Origin of the sequence: Neobacillus niacini (assembly GCF_036961885.1) — a bacterium.
Lineage (GTDB): Bacteria > Bacillota > Bacilli > Bacillales > Cytobacillaceae > Neobacillus > Neobacillus niacini_H.
This window is the reverse complement of the sequence record NZ_JBALNQ010000020.1, coordinates 44,286-62,419: the sequence shown is the minus strand read 5'-3', so window position 1 is coordinate 62,419 and position 18,134 is coordinate 44,286. Positions and strand designations below refer to the sequence as shown.

Genomic DNA, 18,134 nt, shown 5'->3' with positions numbered 1-18,134 from the left:
TTATTAGACTTTTTATTACACCTCTTGTTAAACCCTTATGGCACCCTAATATTAATACATTCATATTGACCTCCAAAAGGCATCATTTTCCTTCTTCAAAATGAATACTAAAACAATGTATTCTATTTATGAAAGGGAGAATAAATCATTTAAGAAATAATATAGAATGAAAGTAAACGAAAAATTATTTTGGTGATTGATTTATGCAGTTGGACTCAATTTGCTGTTTAATCTCATTTACTAGATCCTTTACTTCTAATTTCTCTGAATTTTCAACTCTAGAGTATGTGTACAATAAAAGCTTTTGAAACTCTTGCTGTGTTATAATTACAGAATTATCCATTATATAAATTCACACTCTCAAAAAAATTTTACATTGGAATTTGAGTTATTAAACTAAAGACATTTAATACATTATTGATTACTCTTCTTTGCTGTTCTTCTGTCATCCCAGATCCAGAAGGGAGGCAGATGCCCTTATTAAATATTTCTTCGGAAACATTTTTATTTTCCTCATGAGAATAATAGGAAACTCCTTTAAAAATTGGCTGCATGTGAAGAGGTTTCCATACATGTCGAGCTTCTATATTTTCACCTGACAAAAACTCTAATAGTGACTGGTTTGATAAACCTGCATCACTTTCTTCTATTAATAAGGTCGTCAGCCAACGGTTCGATCGCGTATTTTCTAACTCTTTCATAAAAGTTATTCCAGGTAAATGAGATAAATGTTGATAATAAAAATTAAAAATTTCCCTTCTGGCTTTAACTCTTTCCTCCAAAACTTCTAATTGCGCTCTACCAATACCAGCTAAAACATTGCTCATCCGATAATTATATCCAACCGTGCTATGTTGATAATATGGGGCAGGATCCTTTGCTTGTGTTGCCAAGAAACGTGCTTTATTAATTGCATCAACGTCATTTGAAACAAGCATTCCACCTCCGGATGTTGTGATGATTTTATTACCATTAAATGAGTAGATACCAAAATTGCCCATTGTCCCACTTGCTTTTCCCTTATAAGTAGAACCAAGGGACTCTGCCGAATCCTCTATAACTGGAATATTGTATTTATTACATAAATAAAGGATTTTATCCATTTTTGCACTTTGACCATATAGGTGAACTACAATTACTGCTTTTGGCAGAATTCCTTCTAGTGCCGCATCCTTCATTGCACGTTCTAATGCTTGGGGAGACATATTCCATGTTTCGGGTTCTGAATCAATAAATACTGGTTCAGCCCCTTGATATAGAATGGGATTGGCACTAGCTACAAAGGTAAGTGTTGAACAAAATACCCTATCACCAGGTCCTACATTAAGTAATTTCAAAGCCAAATGAATTGCTGCTGTTCCGGAACTAACTGCAACTGCAGCATTTACTCCAACTGATGTTGCAAGTTCTTTTTCAAAACCATCAACATTAGGTCCTAATGGAGCTATCCAGTTCTTTTCAAATGCATCATTTATATATCTTTGTTCGTTCCCACTCATATGTGCCAACGAAAGATATATTTTCTCTTTATCTTGTACCATCCTTTGCACCCCCAGAATTCTATTTTTACGGAATAAAAAAACTATCGATTAATAGTAGAAATCGACAGTTTTTGGATAAGCATAGTGAATTTAATCTCTTAGTATTTTACATAGAAGTATAGTTTTGATTATTTTTTGGGGGTCCCTCAAAATCCGGCATTGTAACATGGTTATGATTACTTATCCCATCTGAAGATATTACTTTTTTGATTGTTAAAAGCAATATTTTTATATCTAATATGAAACTTTGATTTTCAACGTACCAAACATCTAGTTTGAATTTTTCTTCCCACGTGATTGCATTTCTTCCATTCACTTGTGCCCATCCTGTTATTCCTGGTTTAACAAGATGACGTTTAGTCTGTTCTTCACTATATAATGATAAATATTCAGGAAGTAATGGTCTTGGGCCTATTAAACTCATATCACCTTTAATAACATTAATTAATTGTGGGAATTCATCCAGGCTTAATTTTCTAAGAAGTTTACCGAATGAAGTCAATCTTATATGATCTGGCAGTAACTCCCCGTTTTGGTTTCGCTTGTCTGTCATGGTACGAAATTTATAAAGTTCGAACAGTTCTCCTTTTAGACCTGGGCGTTGCTGTTTAAATATGATTGGACTCCCAATCTTCATTCTTATTAATAAAGCAACCGATAAAATCAGAGGAGAAAATATCAATAGAAAAAAACATGATAACAGTAGATCGAATAATCTTTTCATATACCACCTCTAATGGATAATTGTATAGGCTATAGAATCTTAGCTGAAACTAAAACCTCTGTATCATAACCATTTGGGTTATTGGACTGCCAACGCCATAAATCTTCACACATCTCTTCTATTCCTTTAACAGCAGCCCAGTCGAGTTCATTCTTTGCTTTTAAAGGATTTGCATAACATATTCCTATATCACCAGGCCGGCGTTCAATAATTCGATATGGAATTTTTCTTCCAGAAACTTTTTCAAAAGCATCAATCATTTCCAACACACTATAACCTATTCCAGTTCCTAGATTATATGCCTCGACACCTGTCGATCTTAATACTTTTTCAAGAGCTCTAATATGTCCAATAGCAAGATCTACAACATGGAGATAATCTCTGACACCTGTACCATCCTTTGTTGGATAATCATTGCCAAAAACTTTAAGTTCATTTTGCTTTCCGACCGCTACCTGTGAAATATACGGTAATAGATTGTTTGGAATGCCGTTTGGATCTTCCCCGATTCGCCCACTATTATGAGCACCAATAGGATTAAAATAACGTAAAAGAGCAACGCTCCACTCTGGGTCAGACACATTGAGATCACGGAAGATTTCTTCGATCATCTGTTTTGTCCGTCCATATGGATTCGTTGCTCCTAAAGAACACTCTTCAGATATAGGTACAGATTCAGGTATTCCATATACTGTAGCTGACGAACTAAATACAATCTTTTTGACACCATACTTTTTCATCACTTCACACAATCTTAAAGTCCCAGTGATGTTATTGTTATAATACCAAAGCGGCAAAGTCACTGACTCTCCCACTGATTTTAATCCTGCAAAATGTATCACCGCATCAATTTGGTTTTCAGAAAAAATTGCATCTAGAGTAGTAATGTCAAGTAAATTAGCTGGATAAAATTTAAAGTCTTTTCCCGTAAGCTGACGAACCCTATTTAAAACTTCTGGTTTACTGTTTGATAAATTGTCCACAATCACGATCTCATAACCCGCATTCAACAATTCCACACATGCATGACTACCAATATAGCCAGCTCCACCTGTAATCAATATTTTCATAAGCTTCATCCTTCTTTTTTATATACTTAAAGAAAAAGGCATCTCAACTAGTTTACTAATTGAGATGCCTTCTATTTTTCCATGTGGGATTGGACCAATATTTATTAACTATCTTCTTTTACTATTCTAAATTGACTGGAAGGGTATGAATCATTCTTAATGCTTGCATTTTTCCCATAAAATGAAAAATAGTAGCCCTCACCTTTTTTATCTGTTTCATATATATTTTTTACAAATTTTCCTTGGCCAAAATATACCCTCTGACAAGGCTGATTTAAACAATTATTATAATTCTCTCCAATAAAAATTCGATTGTTTTTTAAAAGCGCTTTATTATTCTCAATATAAATAACTGGAATGTCGTCTTTATCATATCCAAGAAATTCTATGTTGCTATCACGAATAACTAGTTTTTTTTCTGGTAAATCTGACATTATTCTTGTATCAATAAAATGACTGCGGATGAATGTTGATGAGCTATAGTTTTCACTAAAATTGGTCAATATTACCCCAACCTTTTTACTAAAATCAAATAAAGTATCCTCGAAGTGAGCGCCAGTTGTTCCTAACAGGATACCTTCTCCAATTTTACTTACTGATCTAATTACTTTACATCTTTTAAAATAGATGTTTTTTGCGACATCCCAAGTTGCAAAAATCTCAGCACCTATATTATGAGAAAACTCACTATCTTCAAAAACAATGTTTTCAGTTGGATTTTCTTTCGTAGCGCCACCTTCAGGCTCAATATTTAAACCAGCACCAAGAGAATGAGACCCGTATGTACCTCCTTCTAACTGTCCTGCATAACTAAATTTAGAATGACTAAACAAAATATCCTTTGCAAGATCTATTGAAATTGCTTGCCTAGCATTATGCTCGGAAACAACATTTATAAACTCACCATTTGTAACCCAGCCCAAGTGTCCAACAATCAGTCCATCCGTAACCCAATTGTGTGTATATATGTCTTTAATTACAAAATCACTAGAATTTTGCAACAACAAGCCATAACCATATGCCTCCGCAATACTATTAGATTCTCTCGTGGTTTGATTACCATTCCCGTTAATATCAAAACCTTCCATCGAAAAATTAGTGCAATTTAAAACCACAAAAGGTAAAATGGGATATTTAAAAGTGTATTTCTCTCCCCATAAATCAGCATCAATGGTTTTATGATAATCCCCTTTAACTTTGATGATTGAACCATTTCCAACAAGTTTGAAGTTAGTCGCATCCTTTAAAAATAAATGTGTAATTTCCTCGTTTTTGGATCCCTCCCATGATTCCGATGGATCAGTTAGCTTAACCCCAAAATCTTTTGCTTTATATACCCGTTCAATGTAGTAGATTCCTTTTGGAAATTCTAATGTTACATTCCCGCCTTTTTGGTTTATATATGAAAAAGCCTTTTTTAAAGCTAAATAATCATCAGTAACTCCGTCTCCGACTGCTCCAAAATCTTTGACACTTACCGTTTCTAATGTATTAATTTTATGGTTCTCCTCATTTATATTTTCTATTTTCTCTGAGGAACTTGAAATGTTAAAGAAGTATATACAAAGCAAAAGAATACTCAAAAATAACATTGGTAAAAATGTATATCTTAGGACTATCCTAATCTCCTCCTGATAACATGGTCAATTGAAGCTTTTACTCTAAAAATTACCCCATCAAAGGTTTGTAGAAGTTTTTAAACTTACGAAAAATATTTAAAATTGTATTTATCCAAATGATTAAAAAATTCTTTTTGAACACAGCAAATTGTAAAATAATATAGGCCGGCCATCCTATTTGTTTGTATCCAGATCGACTTTTTTTCAGTTGACTGAAAGCTTTTAACGTTGACGGGTGATTAATTATTTTCTTTATATTTTTGTGTTTAATTTCACCCCTATTTATATTCATTTCCTGTTCTAAACATAGGACAATTCGTTTACAAAACAATGCCTCAATACATTCATCCTCGTTAAATACATTAATTCCCCATTTTTTTACACATTGTTCTCTTACTTGTTGCAAAAATAGTAAGGATTCAAATAGATTGTTAATATATCTCTGTTTTTTATAAGTCTTCCGATAATGATAATAGGGCTCATTTAAGTATTTAACTCTATCAGTAAAATACATTGCTTTTAATACAAAGTAACCGTCTTCCCAAACAGTAAAGTTCTCTGGAAATTTACTGTTTATTTCATCAATCAGAGATTTTTTAAAAATCATATTCCAAACAGCACTAAAATAGTCATCCTTTAATGTATGCCTTCGTATATTCCTTAGCGTATTCTCTTTAATATGGAAGGAATCGATTTCAAAATTCCCCTTTTCAATATGGTGATTATAATTATGACAAATTACAATATCAAGATTCCCTTTTGCTGCCGTATCGTATAGCTTTTGATACATGTCTTCACTAATCCAATCATCTGGGTCAACAAATCCAATATATTGACCGGTTGCAATTGCCAAACCCGCATTTCTAGCAGAGCTGACACCCCCATTTTTTTTATGGATAACTTTTATTCGGTCATCTCTAGAGGCATACGCATCAGCAATTTCACCTGAATTATCTTTAGATCCATCATTCACAAGAATAATCTCAATCTCTATTAGTGTCTGACCCAAGATTGATTCTAGACAACTAGTTAGAAGTTTTTCCATATTATATATTGGAACAATTACACTTACATTTGGCACCATTTTTTATCACCTATTAATTTGTATTATCCGTAATTTAAAGAATATCAACGAAAAAACAAATTTGATATCTTAGTTCTTTGAAAGGTCTAAATAACATTTAATTAAACTTCCGTATTTTGCTAAAGCTTTTATTAGTTAGAAACAATTTCTTCATTCGGAAAACAATATTTTTCATAGCAGTGGGTGCTATGAAAGAATTTCCTACTGATATTACAACTAGTACCCAAATACCCACAATAAAAGCCCAACGAATCCATTCAAGAAGACCTTCAGCTTTTATATTGAAAACTGTATAAAAAGGTAACATAGCTAAAGCTGCTAGAACAATGTTATAAGTCAGCTTATAAAATGTATACTTTATTGGTCTTTCTAAGATATGACGAGACGAGTAGACTATGAAGTCAATTGTTCGATATGCATAAGAACATATGGAGCCAAGCAATACCCCCTCAAGTCCCATCGATTGGACTAATATCAAAGATACAGAAATGTTTATTAGAGCTTCAATTATTGAACGATACTTCGTTTGAGTATAATGTCCTGCTGCGTTAACTAATGTCATTGGTGGTACTCTAATGCTATTAGATACCCCAACTATGATAAAAAGAATTGCCACTGAAGGACGGATATAGTCAACATCTTGAACATTTGAGGTATATACTTGAACAAAGGGTAAAAAAAGTAATGCCGCAGAAGTATATGCCCACGTCATTACTAAGTAATACATAGATTCAAAATCATTAAATGTCCTTTGTAGTGTGATTCTTTCACCTTTTGCAAGTATCTCACCAAAAGCTGCCATTAGACCGTTGGAAAATGCAGATACTAGCATGACAACACCACTTATAATCAAATTGTAAATGGCAAAAACACTAACCTCTTTGAGTCCACAAAATATTGTAACAATTACAATTGGTGTACTGAATACGACTAACCCAGCTATTTGATGGACTAAAGCATCCCATCGATTGCTAATTACAGAAAAGTTGGGCTCACTATCAAAGTTAATGGTACTATATCTCTTTTTCACATATCCTATAAGGAAGAACATTCTTGAGACATATACAAGAGTACATGTTACTTGTACTGCTATTACAGTAAATCCACCCTTGATCATTAATATAGAGACTAAAGCGTTTAATAATATTCCAGATATTTGTACAATGTTAACTATATAACTTTTTTGATCGGCTGTTAGCATAACTTGGTATTTACCAATTATTAAATACTCCATCATACCGCTAATGCCTAGTATCAATACCATCATTAAGGAAATCGTTCCACTAACTTCCCCATCAACAATCATTGGATATAAAAAGGCCAATACGATTACTAAGAAAATAAACAAATAGCCTGACCGTCTATAAAAAGTCTTAGTTGCTGAAAGGATACTATTTATTCCATTTCTATCACCAAGTGCAATGGGGGAGTAAAGAGCTGCAATGGAAGCTGCTCCTACACCTGCTTCAACAATTGTTAGATACGATAAAAATTGTCGTATTGAAGAAACAAGACCGTTTATCTCAGACCCATATGCTTCTATATATAGCCTAGGTAAAATCAAGCCTATAGCTGCTGTAATAAATTGGAGCAACAGACTTGTTGTAAAGTTATAGAATGCTTTCTTACTTCTCATAGAATTTTCCATCTAATAATCTATAAAAATATCCTACTTCTTCTTCATTACCATGCTTTTGACTTTTAAGGTTGGAAGTGAACTTACTTCTTAATATACTGTCGTCTATCATCCTCTTTATGCCGGTATATATACCATTAACATCCATTGAAACGATTAAACCGTTAATTTCGTTGGTAATCTGCTCATAAAAACCAGGATGATCTGTTAATACCATAGGTTTATTGAAAATCTTTACTTCTTCAACAGCAATACTTTTTCCCTCATATCTGGATGGCTGAACATAAATATCACAACCATCGATGAATGGATAAGGATTCCTTACCTCACCAACTAGAAAGAAATTCTTATGAAGTCTATGTTTCTCTATCATACCTTCAAGTTTTGGACGATCCGACCCTTCGCCAATAATATACCAACGAATGTTATATCCCGATTCTATTAACTTTTTACAAGTAAATATAGCTAAATCAATTCCTTTTTGCTCAACTAATCTTCCTATTGTGACAATTCTTAGCCCATTATAATTATCTTCAAAAACATGTTCATTCTCTGCCATTCTACTAATAATTAATGGGGAATTAATGTTTTCTATTACTTTAATCTTTTCAGAAAGATCATTGTAACTTCTTTCAAGTTCTGATTTACACCCCTCAGATACTGTGATTAAATAATCAAGCTTTTCTAGGTATTTTCGTTCAATTGAAAAATCAGGTGCTAATTTAGAATAGTCATTATGGTTCCAACCGATTTTTAAATCAGCTTTCACTTTATCAACTATAAAATAAGTTGGAGCAAAATCAAGGTAACCAATAGCTGCATAGTAATGGCCTTCTAAAAACGGTATATAAGATTCAATATTCAAATAATTTTTCTGGCTAACAATTGCAGGTTTATACTTAAAAATCTCCATTAATTTCCATTTTAGTCGACAATACACTAGATAGAACATCTTTCGTTTCATTAATTCTCCAAGTGCAAAATGTATTTGATACCAATATTCCTTTAATGGAGATGGCACTTCTACCATATTAACACCCTCAGGCACCATATCGGCAAATAATCCCTTGCAATTAAAGACCAATAAATCTATTTCAAACCTTTCTTTATCTAAAATGCTTAGTAAATTAATTAGACTTTTAGATGCACCATTTCCTCCTAAGTCTGGGATAACAAAAAGAATTTTTTTCCTCAATTTAAAAATCCCCTTTATGATGTTTGTAACTTATATTTTCTTCACCTTTCCTTTTTTACGATCAAGTAAAATCGCCCAAACAATCAGCAATACTGCTACAAACTTGTTTCTATGTCGCACGGCTGTTCCTGCCGCAATAGTACCATACGCAAATGCAAAGGTAACAATAAATAGTATGAAAAGGAGTATAATTAATAATGGTTTATCTTCTTTAAGTGACTTGCTGTACTTAAAGATATATATTGATATAATTAAGTAAACTAAAGAATCTAAAAAAAATGTTATTACATCCATCATTCCACGCCAATCCAATGGAATTGGTGAAAAGAGGAAATAAAACATCTTTAATGGAGAGTATAGTAAAATATCATAGAAATTATCATAGGTTAACCCATCAAGATATTTAGAACCGGCTTCAACATCTGCTCCCATAGATTGATAAAATTCTTTAGATGTTAAGTCTGCATCTCCAAATTTGTCAAATAGTATTTCTCCATAAGTAACTGAAGAAAATATTCCTACAGTAGCAAAAACACACAGTAATAAAATGGATCTCATATCTATTTTAAAGGTGTTATGTTCATGTTTGTAAAATGTATACATAAATGCCAAGGGTATAAATGCACCAACAACACCTGAATGAAAATACACAGCAATACCATAAAATATGATTGATAATCCAATATTTTTAATTCCCTGCTCTTTATACCATTTTACAAGGAAATATGTCATCATAATTAATCCAAATGAAACAAGATTTTCACGTAACAATATTCCCGAAAAAAAGACTGCCTGGGGAAAAAATGTTATAAGAATAATTATTATTTTTTTGGTTCTGTTTCCAATTCCTAGCAAATTCATAATTTTATATACAACTACAATTATTCCTAAACCTAAAAGAGTATTAAAAAATTGAGCTAATATCCTTTGGTCACCGAATAAATAAAAAAATAAACCTAAAAAGTTCGCATAAGCCCCCATATTTGTGGTACCAAATAAACTTAGTTCTTCTGCAATCAATATCCCTTGAGCATAAAAACCCTCTGTATCACTTCCACTGTGGGGAATATAATAAAAACTCCTTCCATAAATATCTACATAAAGTACGAATAAACGTAAAAAGTAACCGATAAGAATTATTTTAAAATACTTTTTTTCTTTTACTTACTTTCATTGAAAGATAGAAAGTAATGAATATAGAATTAATTATTATTAAAGTTAACGATACTATTTCTAGGTCTGCTATATTATCTTTAATAACAAAGCAAATGAAACCTTCAATTATGAAAAGTAAGAAGATTAACATAACATTTCTACCCTACTTCTATTTTATAACTTTTAATTAGGTTATTATAAAAATATCCACTAGTTACAAAATCAAATGTATTTGCACGTTCTATACCACTTCTGCTCATTTTAGTATACAAATTCGGGTCATTAACGAGTTTCCTAGCTTCATCAGCAATTTTTTTCCAGTCATTTATTGGTACTAGTGCACCATACTCTCCATCTCGAAGTATTTCCCTTGGACCATAGTTACAGTCACTCGCTATAACTGGAAGACCAATTGCCATAGCCTCAATTAAAGCTGTCGGAAGAGCTTCTGAACGGCTAGAAAGAATGAAAACATCCATCTGATCCAATAATTCAAAAGGATCTTCTAAGGCACCTTTAAATAACACATAATTTTCTAGGGCCAATTTTCTAACTTGTTCTTTGATCTCAGAAAAATAATATTCATTATTGGGGGCTCCGATTATTGTAAGTGTGGCAGGTATCTCATTTCTTCTTAATTCTGCCAGAGCTTTTATTGCCGTATCATATCCCTTAACAGGGTTTATCCATCCCATACAAACTAGTTTTAATGTAGAATCTGTTATGGTTCGTAATCTAGAAATCCCTTTAATTCTTTCGGATACTATTGGATTGTAAATAGTCGTAGGGTCTTTTATCCATCCTTTATTTTTTATTGCATACGTTAGGGATTCTGAGACTGAGATTGTTTTATCCTCTAAGGCATAAATCCTCCTAATTAAACTACTCTTTATTCTTTTGTACCATTTATCATCTAATCCCCATAATTCAGGCCGAGTATGTACTACCCCTATTATCTTTGGCTTACATGTACTCAACCGACTAGCTGCAAGGGCCACCATGTCATGATACCATCCGTTTGAAATAACAACATCAATATGATTTCGATCAATCTCTTTCTTTAACTTCAATATTCTCTGTGTAATTTTTATGGCTCCAAGCCTTTCATTTTCACTTAATACAATCATTTCTGATTTATTTAATGAAAATAAATTAGTGTCTGATATTATTTTACATTGATGTCCGAATTCAGATAGGCATGTAGTCATGTTGAAAGCATATCTAGTAATCCCACTTGGGCTTGTATCTGCAATATAAAGTGCAATATTTACCATAATGTTTTCCTTTCCTTATTACATCGGTGATAGTTTAAGATAATAGTCCTCAAGGTTATTAGCAGCATCAAGAATGTCATAACCGTTTTCCCTAAGTGCTATATGGAAGGTATTAACAGCGCTTTTCTTAACTAATTGAAGTTCTTTTGCCCATATACTTTTATTTCCTAGAGATAAAAAACTAACTAAGCCTATACCTACATCCACTTCCGTTGTTACAGTGTCTGAAACAAGACAGCTAATTCCGACAGCCTGTGCTTCCATTATGGTAACGGGTAGTCCTTCATGCAATGAAGGGAACACAAAAACATCAAAAGCTTGGATTAGTTCATAAATATTGCTTCGTATCCCTAGAAACTTCACATGATTTTCAATATTACAATCCCTTACCTTCTGTTCAATTTGTTTTCTGAGAGACCCATCCCCGATTAAGATAAGAATAGAATTAGAATTTTTATTCCAATATTCTTTAAAAATATCAATTAAAAAAGTATGATTTTTTTGATGATTAAAACGTCCTACATGCCCAACAACAAAGGTATCTGAATTAATACCCAGCTCTTTTCTCACCTGATTACGCAGCTGATTTGAAAAAGAAAACTTAGTTAAATCAACCCCATTTTTAATAATTTGAGATTCTGCATTTTCGCCATATAACCAATTAGAAGCTGCATTCGAACAAGCAAACCTATAGTTTGCAAATTTTTTAATATTACTGCCTGCATACCACTTATATATTTTTGCTAAGAAATTCCCTTCACTTTGTGTATTATGGCTATGTGCAATTCTTACGGGGATATTAGCTTTTTTAGCTGCACGAAGTATAAGCCCACTCATTTTATCCATGTGGGAATGAACAATATTGTAATAAGAATTAGCGAGGAAAAATTTATCAAGAGCCTTTATATAACCTTTATGTCCAACTTCTGTTATATATGGAATTCGATGAATTTTCCCACCCATTTCTTCTATTTCCGAGTCAAAAACTCCCTTTTTACAAGTCAAAAAGTCAAATTGGACTTTAGAACGATCTATATTCCGATATAAATTTATTAATAAAGTTTCCGCCCCACCTCGATTCATATTGACTACAACGTGTAATATTTTTATTGGGCTAGCCACTTTTTGCCCTCCATTTCACTCATAAACTTCTTGTAAATACTACATTTTTGCTCTAATACGTTTTGCAAGCAATATTTACTTTTTATCATTTCCCTACCATATTTACCAAATTCCATCTTTTTCACAGGATCATTAACAAGGATTTTTATCCTTTCTCCCATTTCCTGAAAATTATTTTTGTCCACTATCCAACCATTACGATTATTTTCAACAAGCTCTTTATGTCCCCTATTTTCTGTAACCACTACAGGTAGACCACATGACATTGCTTCCATTATGTTAACAGGCAGACCTTCTCTAAGACTTGAAGCTACAGTAACATCACATATAGGTAAGATTGAATGGATATCCGTTCTGTACCCTAGAAATTTCACCATCCTATGAACGCCTAATTGAGATGCAAGTATTTTACAATCTTCCACTAATGCCCCTTCACCAGCAAGTAAAAGTTTAACATTGGGAGCTTGTTCTTTTATTGTAGACAACATATTAATTAGAAATCTTTGATTTTTATTCTCATTAAATTCAGCTGCATAGAACAACAAAAAATCATCCATTTGAAAACCTAATAATTTTCTTAGATTACTTTTACTGTCTTGATCGACAGGTTTGAATCTATCAGTGTTAACACCAACCCCATTAACATGTTCAATCAGATTCCCAGAAAAATATCTCTTTGCAAAATGATAGTCTTCTGAATTAATAGTAATAAGGCAGTCAGTATAATTAACTAGCCATTTTTCAATAGGGTAATACATCAACCAATTTATTTTTGGGGAGCCTTTATAAAAATGAAAACCATGAGCAGTATATAAAACCTTGGTTCCTAACTTTCTAGCTTTTCTACCAGCTAAACGTGTAATGACTCCTCCCATCGGTGTATGACAATGTATTATTTGATATTTATTTTGGTCTATGATTGTTTTTAACTGAATATATGATTGTATATTTTTTAGTTTTAATGGTGACCTTTGTATCGGTATATTATATCTTTCATCAACATAAGGAAGCTCAAGTACTCCATTTGCAGCAACGTGAACCTCCCACCCTTGATCTTTAAACCATTTTAAATACGGTAAATGAAAAGATTCGAAATGAGCGTCCACAGTTGCACAGAATAGAACCTTATTGGGCATATTTTATCATCCAATCATTCTTCTATTTTACAAATTCTTTATCTTCAACTACTGTCTTTAAATAAGCAATTAATTTATTTTTTAAACCTTCATGTTTTAGTGCGTACTCTATTGTTGTTTGGATAAAACCAAATTTTTCACCAACATCATAACGAATACCCTCAAAATTATATGCATAGACCGCTTCAAATAAATTTAGGATGGCAATAGCATCAGTAAGCTGAATTTCTCCTCCAGATCCAGGCTCTTGGTTTTCTAAAATCTCAAATATTCTTGGACTTAGAATATAGCGCCCCATGATGGCAAGATTTGATGGAGCCTCGTCCTGTTTTGGCTTTTCTACTAGATTATTAACTGAATATAACCGATCGCCATTATTATTAGCATCAACAATTCCATATCTAGAAACCTCTTCATATGGTACTTTCTGGACCCCCAAAATAGAAGCATTATAACGGTCATATTGTTCAATCATTTGCTTTAAACACGGTTTATCAGCTCGAACAATGTCATCTCCTAATAATACCGCAAAGGGTTCATTCCCGATAAACTTGCGTGCACACCAAATTGCATGACCTAAACCCTTTGGTTCTTTTTGGCGGATATAATGAATATCCACTAGTTTTGAGGATTTTTGCACCTCATTAAGCAAATCGAACTTACCTTTATCCAATAGGTTTTGCTCTAACTCAAAGGAATGGTCGAAATGATCTTCAATTGCTCTTTTTCCTTTACCTGTGACAATAATGATATCTTCAATCCCTGATTCTATTGCTTCTTCAACAATGTATTGAATAGTAGGTTTATCTACGATTGGTAACATTTCTTTTGGCATTGCTTTCGTTGCTGGTAAAAATCTAGTTCCTAGTCCAGCAGCAGGAATAATGGCTTTTTTTACTTTCATATAAACACCCCTAAACTGAAATTGATAAAAGCGGCTTTGATGGCACTTTTCTGTTTGCAAGTAGTAACAGTTCTTTTCTAAGCTCTTCCTTTTCCATTGTCGTAAAATTGTTGATAAGCGCATTTATTTCATCCATAAATAACTCCGACCTTTTACCAACGTAAATTTTCGGATATATTTGTTCCTCATGAACTTCTTCATCTTTTAAAAGTTCCTCAAACAACTTCTCCCCTGGCCGCATACCTGTGAATTCAATCCCGATATCCTCTATTGAATTTCCTGATAGCTTAATCAAATTCTTGGCCAGATCGACAATCTTAACCGGCTCCCCCATATCTAACACGAAGATTTCTCCGCCATTTGCTAAAGAACCTGCTTGAATCACTAACCTGGAGGCCTCAGGAATCGTCATAAAATACCGGACCATATCAGGGTGAGTAACCGTGACTGGCCCCCCCTTTTCAATTTGACGCTTAAATAATGGAATCACACTACCTCGGCTTCCGAGCACATTGCCAAACCGGACTGCCACAAATTTTGTAGAGCTAATCTTGTCCATATTCTGAATGATCATTTCAGCTAATCGCTTTGTTGCTCCCATTACACTAGTTGGATTTACTGCCTTATCAGTTGATATCATCACAAATGTTTTCACACCGTACCAACTAGCAGCCTTCGCCACATTCATGGTACCAATCACATTATTCTTCAATGCTTCCTCAGGATTTCGCTCCATCAGCGGTACATGTTTATGGGCCCCTGCATGATAAACAACATCAGGATGATAAGCTTGCATAATCACGTTCATCTTATCTGCATCCTGCAAATCAGCTATTTCCGTAATAAATTCAATCGAGGATGCTTTGCTATTCTCCCTTAATTCCATTTCTATCGAATAGATACTGTTTTCACCATGCCCTAACAAGATGAGTCGAGAAGGATGAAAGGGGACTATTTGCCGGCATATTTCTGAACCAATTGACCCTCCTGCTCCAGTTACAAGGACGGTTTTTCCAGTTATATATTCTGATATGTGTTCTATATCTAGCTTTATCGGTTCTCTCCCCAATAAATCCTCTACCTGAACATCACGGAATTGACTGACAGAAATCTTTCCTGACATCAAGTCTTCAAGCATGGGAAGAATTTGCGTTTTGGCATTTGTTTTAGCACATTCTTGGAAGATAGTGCTTAACTCCTTTTTCCTAAGAGAAGGTATCGCGATAACAATATTTTCAACATTATGTTTTTTTACAAGCGTTTCAATTTGGTTCGTTCCTCCAACCACCGGTACGCCTAAGATATCAAGATGGTGCTTTTTACTATCGTCATCAATAAAACCCACCGGAATAAGCTCTGCATCATGATTATTCAAAAGCTGCCTTGCCACCATAGTTCCTGCTGCCCCTGCACCTACAATAAAGGTTTTTTTCTGGTTATGATCTTTGTTAATAAAGGAATCTCGGAAAACTCTCCAGCAAAAGCGGGATCCCCCTAAGAATAGAATATGAAGCAACCATGTGACAGCGAGAAGCCTGAAAAATATCTCATCTGCAATAATCTGTTGAAATACAGCCCCCACAACCACGGATCCTGTAACTACCTGGAAAACTATGATTAACTCACCTATACTTGCATATTCCCAGGCCTTTTTATATAAATGAAGCTTGAATGAAAGGATATGATGACTAACCAAGATAGCAATTGCCGTAATAACCATCGGCATGGTAATGACATTAAATGTTGCATTCACCAAGAACCTGCTGAAAAAAACAGCGGTTAAAACAATGCAAGAATCAACAAAAATAAAAAAAGACAACCTTTGGTTATAAGTCATTTTTGCACTCCATTCTTTAAACTATTTGGTTACTATTTGTTTGTTGTTGTTCTTTGGAAGCATTCTGTTCGATATATTGAACCGCTTTCTTAATAGATTTTGGATCCAAATTCATAACTTTACACTCCTTTAGTTTTTAAAATTAAAATCTTTCATTATAAGACCAACTTAATCTTATAATGAAAAATTTCAATTAAAATTGGGGCATTTAACCCCTCCTCACATCACACTATCGACGACAAGCGTCTAAGGTTAATTTCAACCCACAGCATAACCGAGTGCCTCCATTGATAATGGTAAGAAGACATCACCTTAATCTTTTATTGAACGTTTCTGTTTCCAATAAAGAACAAAGGGGTTAAAAAAGACTATTTAACTTGTTTTTTAAGATCCCTTATTCTTTACTGTTTAATATTACTCCTAACAATTTTGCACTAGCACTTTCTAAAAGTTTTTTGGCATCTTTCGCTTCATTACTTTTTGTTTTCCCCCACCGAATGACTAATAATATACCATCACATAGATTTGCAATGATTTTTGCGTCAGCAACCTCCAGTACTGCAGGTGTGTCAAATAACACAATATCGTATTGCCTAATTACAGTATTAATAAACAATTCCATTTTTTTTGAGCCCAGAAGCTCTGCTGGATTGTTAGGAACTGGACCGCTTGGTAAAAAATCTAACCCATTAATTTCTGTTTTGTTAATGATATATTCAAGCTCTCTTTCTCCCACTAATAAACTACTTAAACCAAATGAATTATCCACTTTAAATATATAATGCATTGATGAATTTCTTAAATCAGCATCGACTAACAGAACCTTTTTTCCCTGCTGTGCTAATGAAATTGCAAAATTTGCTGCGGTTGTTGATTTCCCTTCTTCTTGATTTGGAGATGTGATAGTTAATGTTTGTGAATTTTTACAGTCAATAGATGTTAAAAAGTTGGTACGAATTATTCGGTATTGCTCTGATATTTTACCCTTTTGATTATTTACTGCTACTAAACTTACCTTTTTTAGTCTATTTATTTTTTTTTTATTATTAATCCCCAAGAGATTCCCCCCAGACTTCAACCTTATATCTTTCATGCTTATTGATGGCTTTTTTTTTCTTGTTCATTTTCGATATACTCCCCAATACAGGCACCCCCAACAATTCTTCCAAGTACTCCTCTGACCTTATCGTGTCGTCTAGAAAGTCTTTAATAAAAATAATTCCCACTCCAGAAATTAAACCCACTAAAAAGCCAATAAGTATATTCCTTGTTTGATTATCGTTAATAGGGTATGGATTAGCCTTTGCATCTGATAATATACTAATACTGGTAAAACCCAGAAGTATTGGCATTTTCTCCTTAAAAACAATCGCTGTTGTATTAGCAATTTTAGTTGCCATTTCAGGATTAGTATCAAAAACAGAAATCTTGACAATAGTTGAACCGCCTATGCTTCCAGCAGAAATTTGTTTACTTAATTCTTCAGGTGTTTTATTTAGCTCCATCTCTTCAATTACATGTTCTAGAAAACTTGGTTCTTTTATCATTACCATGAGAGTGTTCATTAACTCTGGTTCTGCATTAATTATTATGCGTGAAGATGATTCATATTGAGGTTTAGTAAAATATATATTATAGATTGCACTCAATGCTAAGGTGATAATTACGGTAACGATCATTACCCAAAAACGTTTCTTAATAATTTCAAATAACTTTTTTATATTTATTTCTTTTTCCAAATTAAACACCACTTTTCGAAGAATTCATGTTAATTTAATTTCGTTCCTTTTAAAGAACATGTACATCAAAAAATAAATGCCTTTTAAAGACACCCGAA

At 33.3% G+C, this 18,134-nt stretch carries 15 protein-coding genes; all 15 read right to left on the bottom strand.

Features of this window, described 5'->3' with window-relative positions; genetic code table 11:
* Window positions 1–371: 371 nt before the first annotated feature.
* Window positions 372–1,541 (bottom strand): DegT/DnrJ/EryC1/StrS family aminotransferase, encoded by a 1,170-nt coding sequence (locus V7124_RS09505; RefSeq protein WP_335488435.1) that lies wholly within the window; start codon window positions 1,539–1,541, stop codon window positions 372–374.
* A 106-nt stretch (window positions 1,542–1,647) separates the two neighbouring features.
* Entirely contained in the window at window positions 1,648–2,265 is a 618-nt protein-coding gene (locus V7124_RS09500) for a sugar transferase (protein WP_335488432.1), read from the bottom strand.
* Window positions 2,266–2,294: 29 nt separating this feature from the next.
* Window positions 2,295–3,335, bottom strand: coding sequence for a UDP-glucose 4-epimerase GalE (galE, locus tag V7124_RS09495; RefSeq protein WP_335488428.1), 1,041 nt, complete (start codon window positions 3,333–3,335; stop codon window positions 2,295–2,297).
* A 104-nt stretch (window positions 3,336–3,439) separates the two neighbouring features.
* Window positions 3,440–4,927, bottom strand: a complete 1,488-nt coding sequence (locus tag V7124_RS09490) for a glycosyl hydrolase family 28-related protein (protein ID WP_335488425.1) — start codon at window positions 4,925–4,927, stop codon at window positions 3,440–3,442.
* A gap of 76 nt (window positions 4,928–5,003) precedes the next feature.
* Entirely contained in the window at window positions 5,004–6,038 is a 1,035-nt protein-coding gene (locus tag V7124_RS09485; RefSeq protein ID WP_335488422.1) for a glycosyltransferase, read from the bottom strand.
* Between the two features lie 97 nt (window positions 6,039–6,135).
* Window positions 6,136–7,686 (bottom strand): lipopolysaccharide biosynthesis protein, encoded by a 1,551-nt coding sequence (locus V7124_RS09480; protein ID WP_335488419.1) that lies wholly within the window; start codon window positions 7,684–7,686, stop codon window positions 6,136–6,138.
* On the bottom strand, window positions 7,664–8,869 hold the full coding sequence (locus V7124_RS09475; protein WP_335488415.1) for a glycosyltransferase: 1,206 nt from the start codon (window positions 8,867–8,869) through the stop codon (window positions 7,664–7,666). The genes V7124_RS09480 and V7124_RS09475 overlap by 23 nt, the downstream gene beginning before the upstream one ends.
* A gap of 30 nt (window positions 8,870–8,899) precedes the next feature.
* Window positions 8,900–9,889: a hypothetical protein gene (locus V7124_RS09470; RefSeq protein ID WP_335488412.1), complete on the bottom strand. Its 990-nt coding sequence runs from the start codon at window positions 9,887–9,889 to the stop codon at window positions 8,900–8,902.
* 293 nt (window positions 9,890–10,182) lie between these two features.
* The gene (locus V7124_RS09465; RefSeq protein WP_335488409.1) at window positions 10,183–11,298 is read right to left on the bottom strand and encodes a glycosyltransferase; all 1,116 of its coding nucleotides are present in this window, start codon (window positions 11,296–11,298) and stop codon (window positions 10,183–10,185) included.
* Between the two features lie 18 nt (window positions 11,299–11,316).
* Complete coding sequence (locus V7124_RS09460) at window positions 11,317–12,420, bottom strand: glycosyltransferase family 1 protein (RefSeq protein WP_335488406.1); 1,104 nt, start codon at window positions 12,418–12,420, stop codon at window positions 11,317–11,319.
* Window positions 12,405–13,556 (bottom strand): glycosyltransferase family 4 protein, encoded by a 1,152-nt coding sequence (locus V7124_RS09455; protein WP_335488403.1) that lies wholly within the window; start codon window positions 13,554–13,556, stop codon window positions 12,405–12,407. Before V7124_RS09455 ends, V7124_RS09460 begins: the two co-directional genes overlap by 16 nt.
* A gap of 22 nt (window positions 13,557–13,578) precedes the next feature.
* Window positions 13,579–14,460, bottom strand: coding sequence for a UTP--glucose-1-phosphate uridylyltransferase GalU (gene galU / locus V7124_RS09450; protein ID WP_335488400.1), 882 nt, complete (start codon window positions 14,458–14,460; stop codon window positions 13,579–13,581).
* A gap of 10 nt (window positions 14,461–14,470) precedes the next feature.
* On the bottom strand, window positions 14,471–16,297 hold the full coding sequence (locus V7124_RS09445; RefSeq protein WP_335488397.1) for a polysaccharide biosynthesis protein: 1,827 nt from the start codon (window positions 16,295–16,297) through the stop codon (window positions 14,471–14,473).
* A gap of 394 nt (window positions 16,298–16,691) precedes the next feature.
* Window positions 16,692–17,354: a CpsD/CapB family tyrosine-protein kinase gene (locus tag V7124_RS09440; RefSeq protein WP_335488394.1), complete on the bottom strand. Its 663-nt coding sequence runs from the start codon at window positions 17,352–17,354 to the stop codon at window positions 16,692–16,694.
* Window positions 17,344–18,036 (bottom strand): YveK family protein, encoded by a 693-nt coding sequence (locus tag V7124_RS09435; RefSeq protein ID WP_335488391.1) that lies wholly within the window; start codon window positions 18,034–18,036, stop codon window positions 17,344–17,346. The genes V7124_RS09440 and V7124_RS09435 overlap by 11 nt, the downstream gene beginning before the upstream one ends.
* Between the last annotated feature and the right edge of the window lie 98 nt (window positions 18,037–18,134).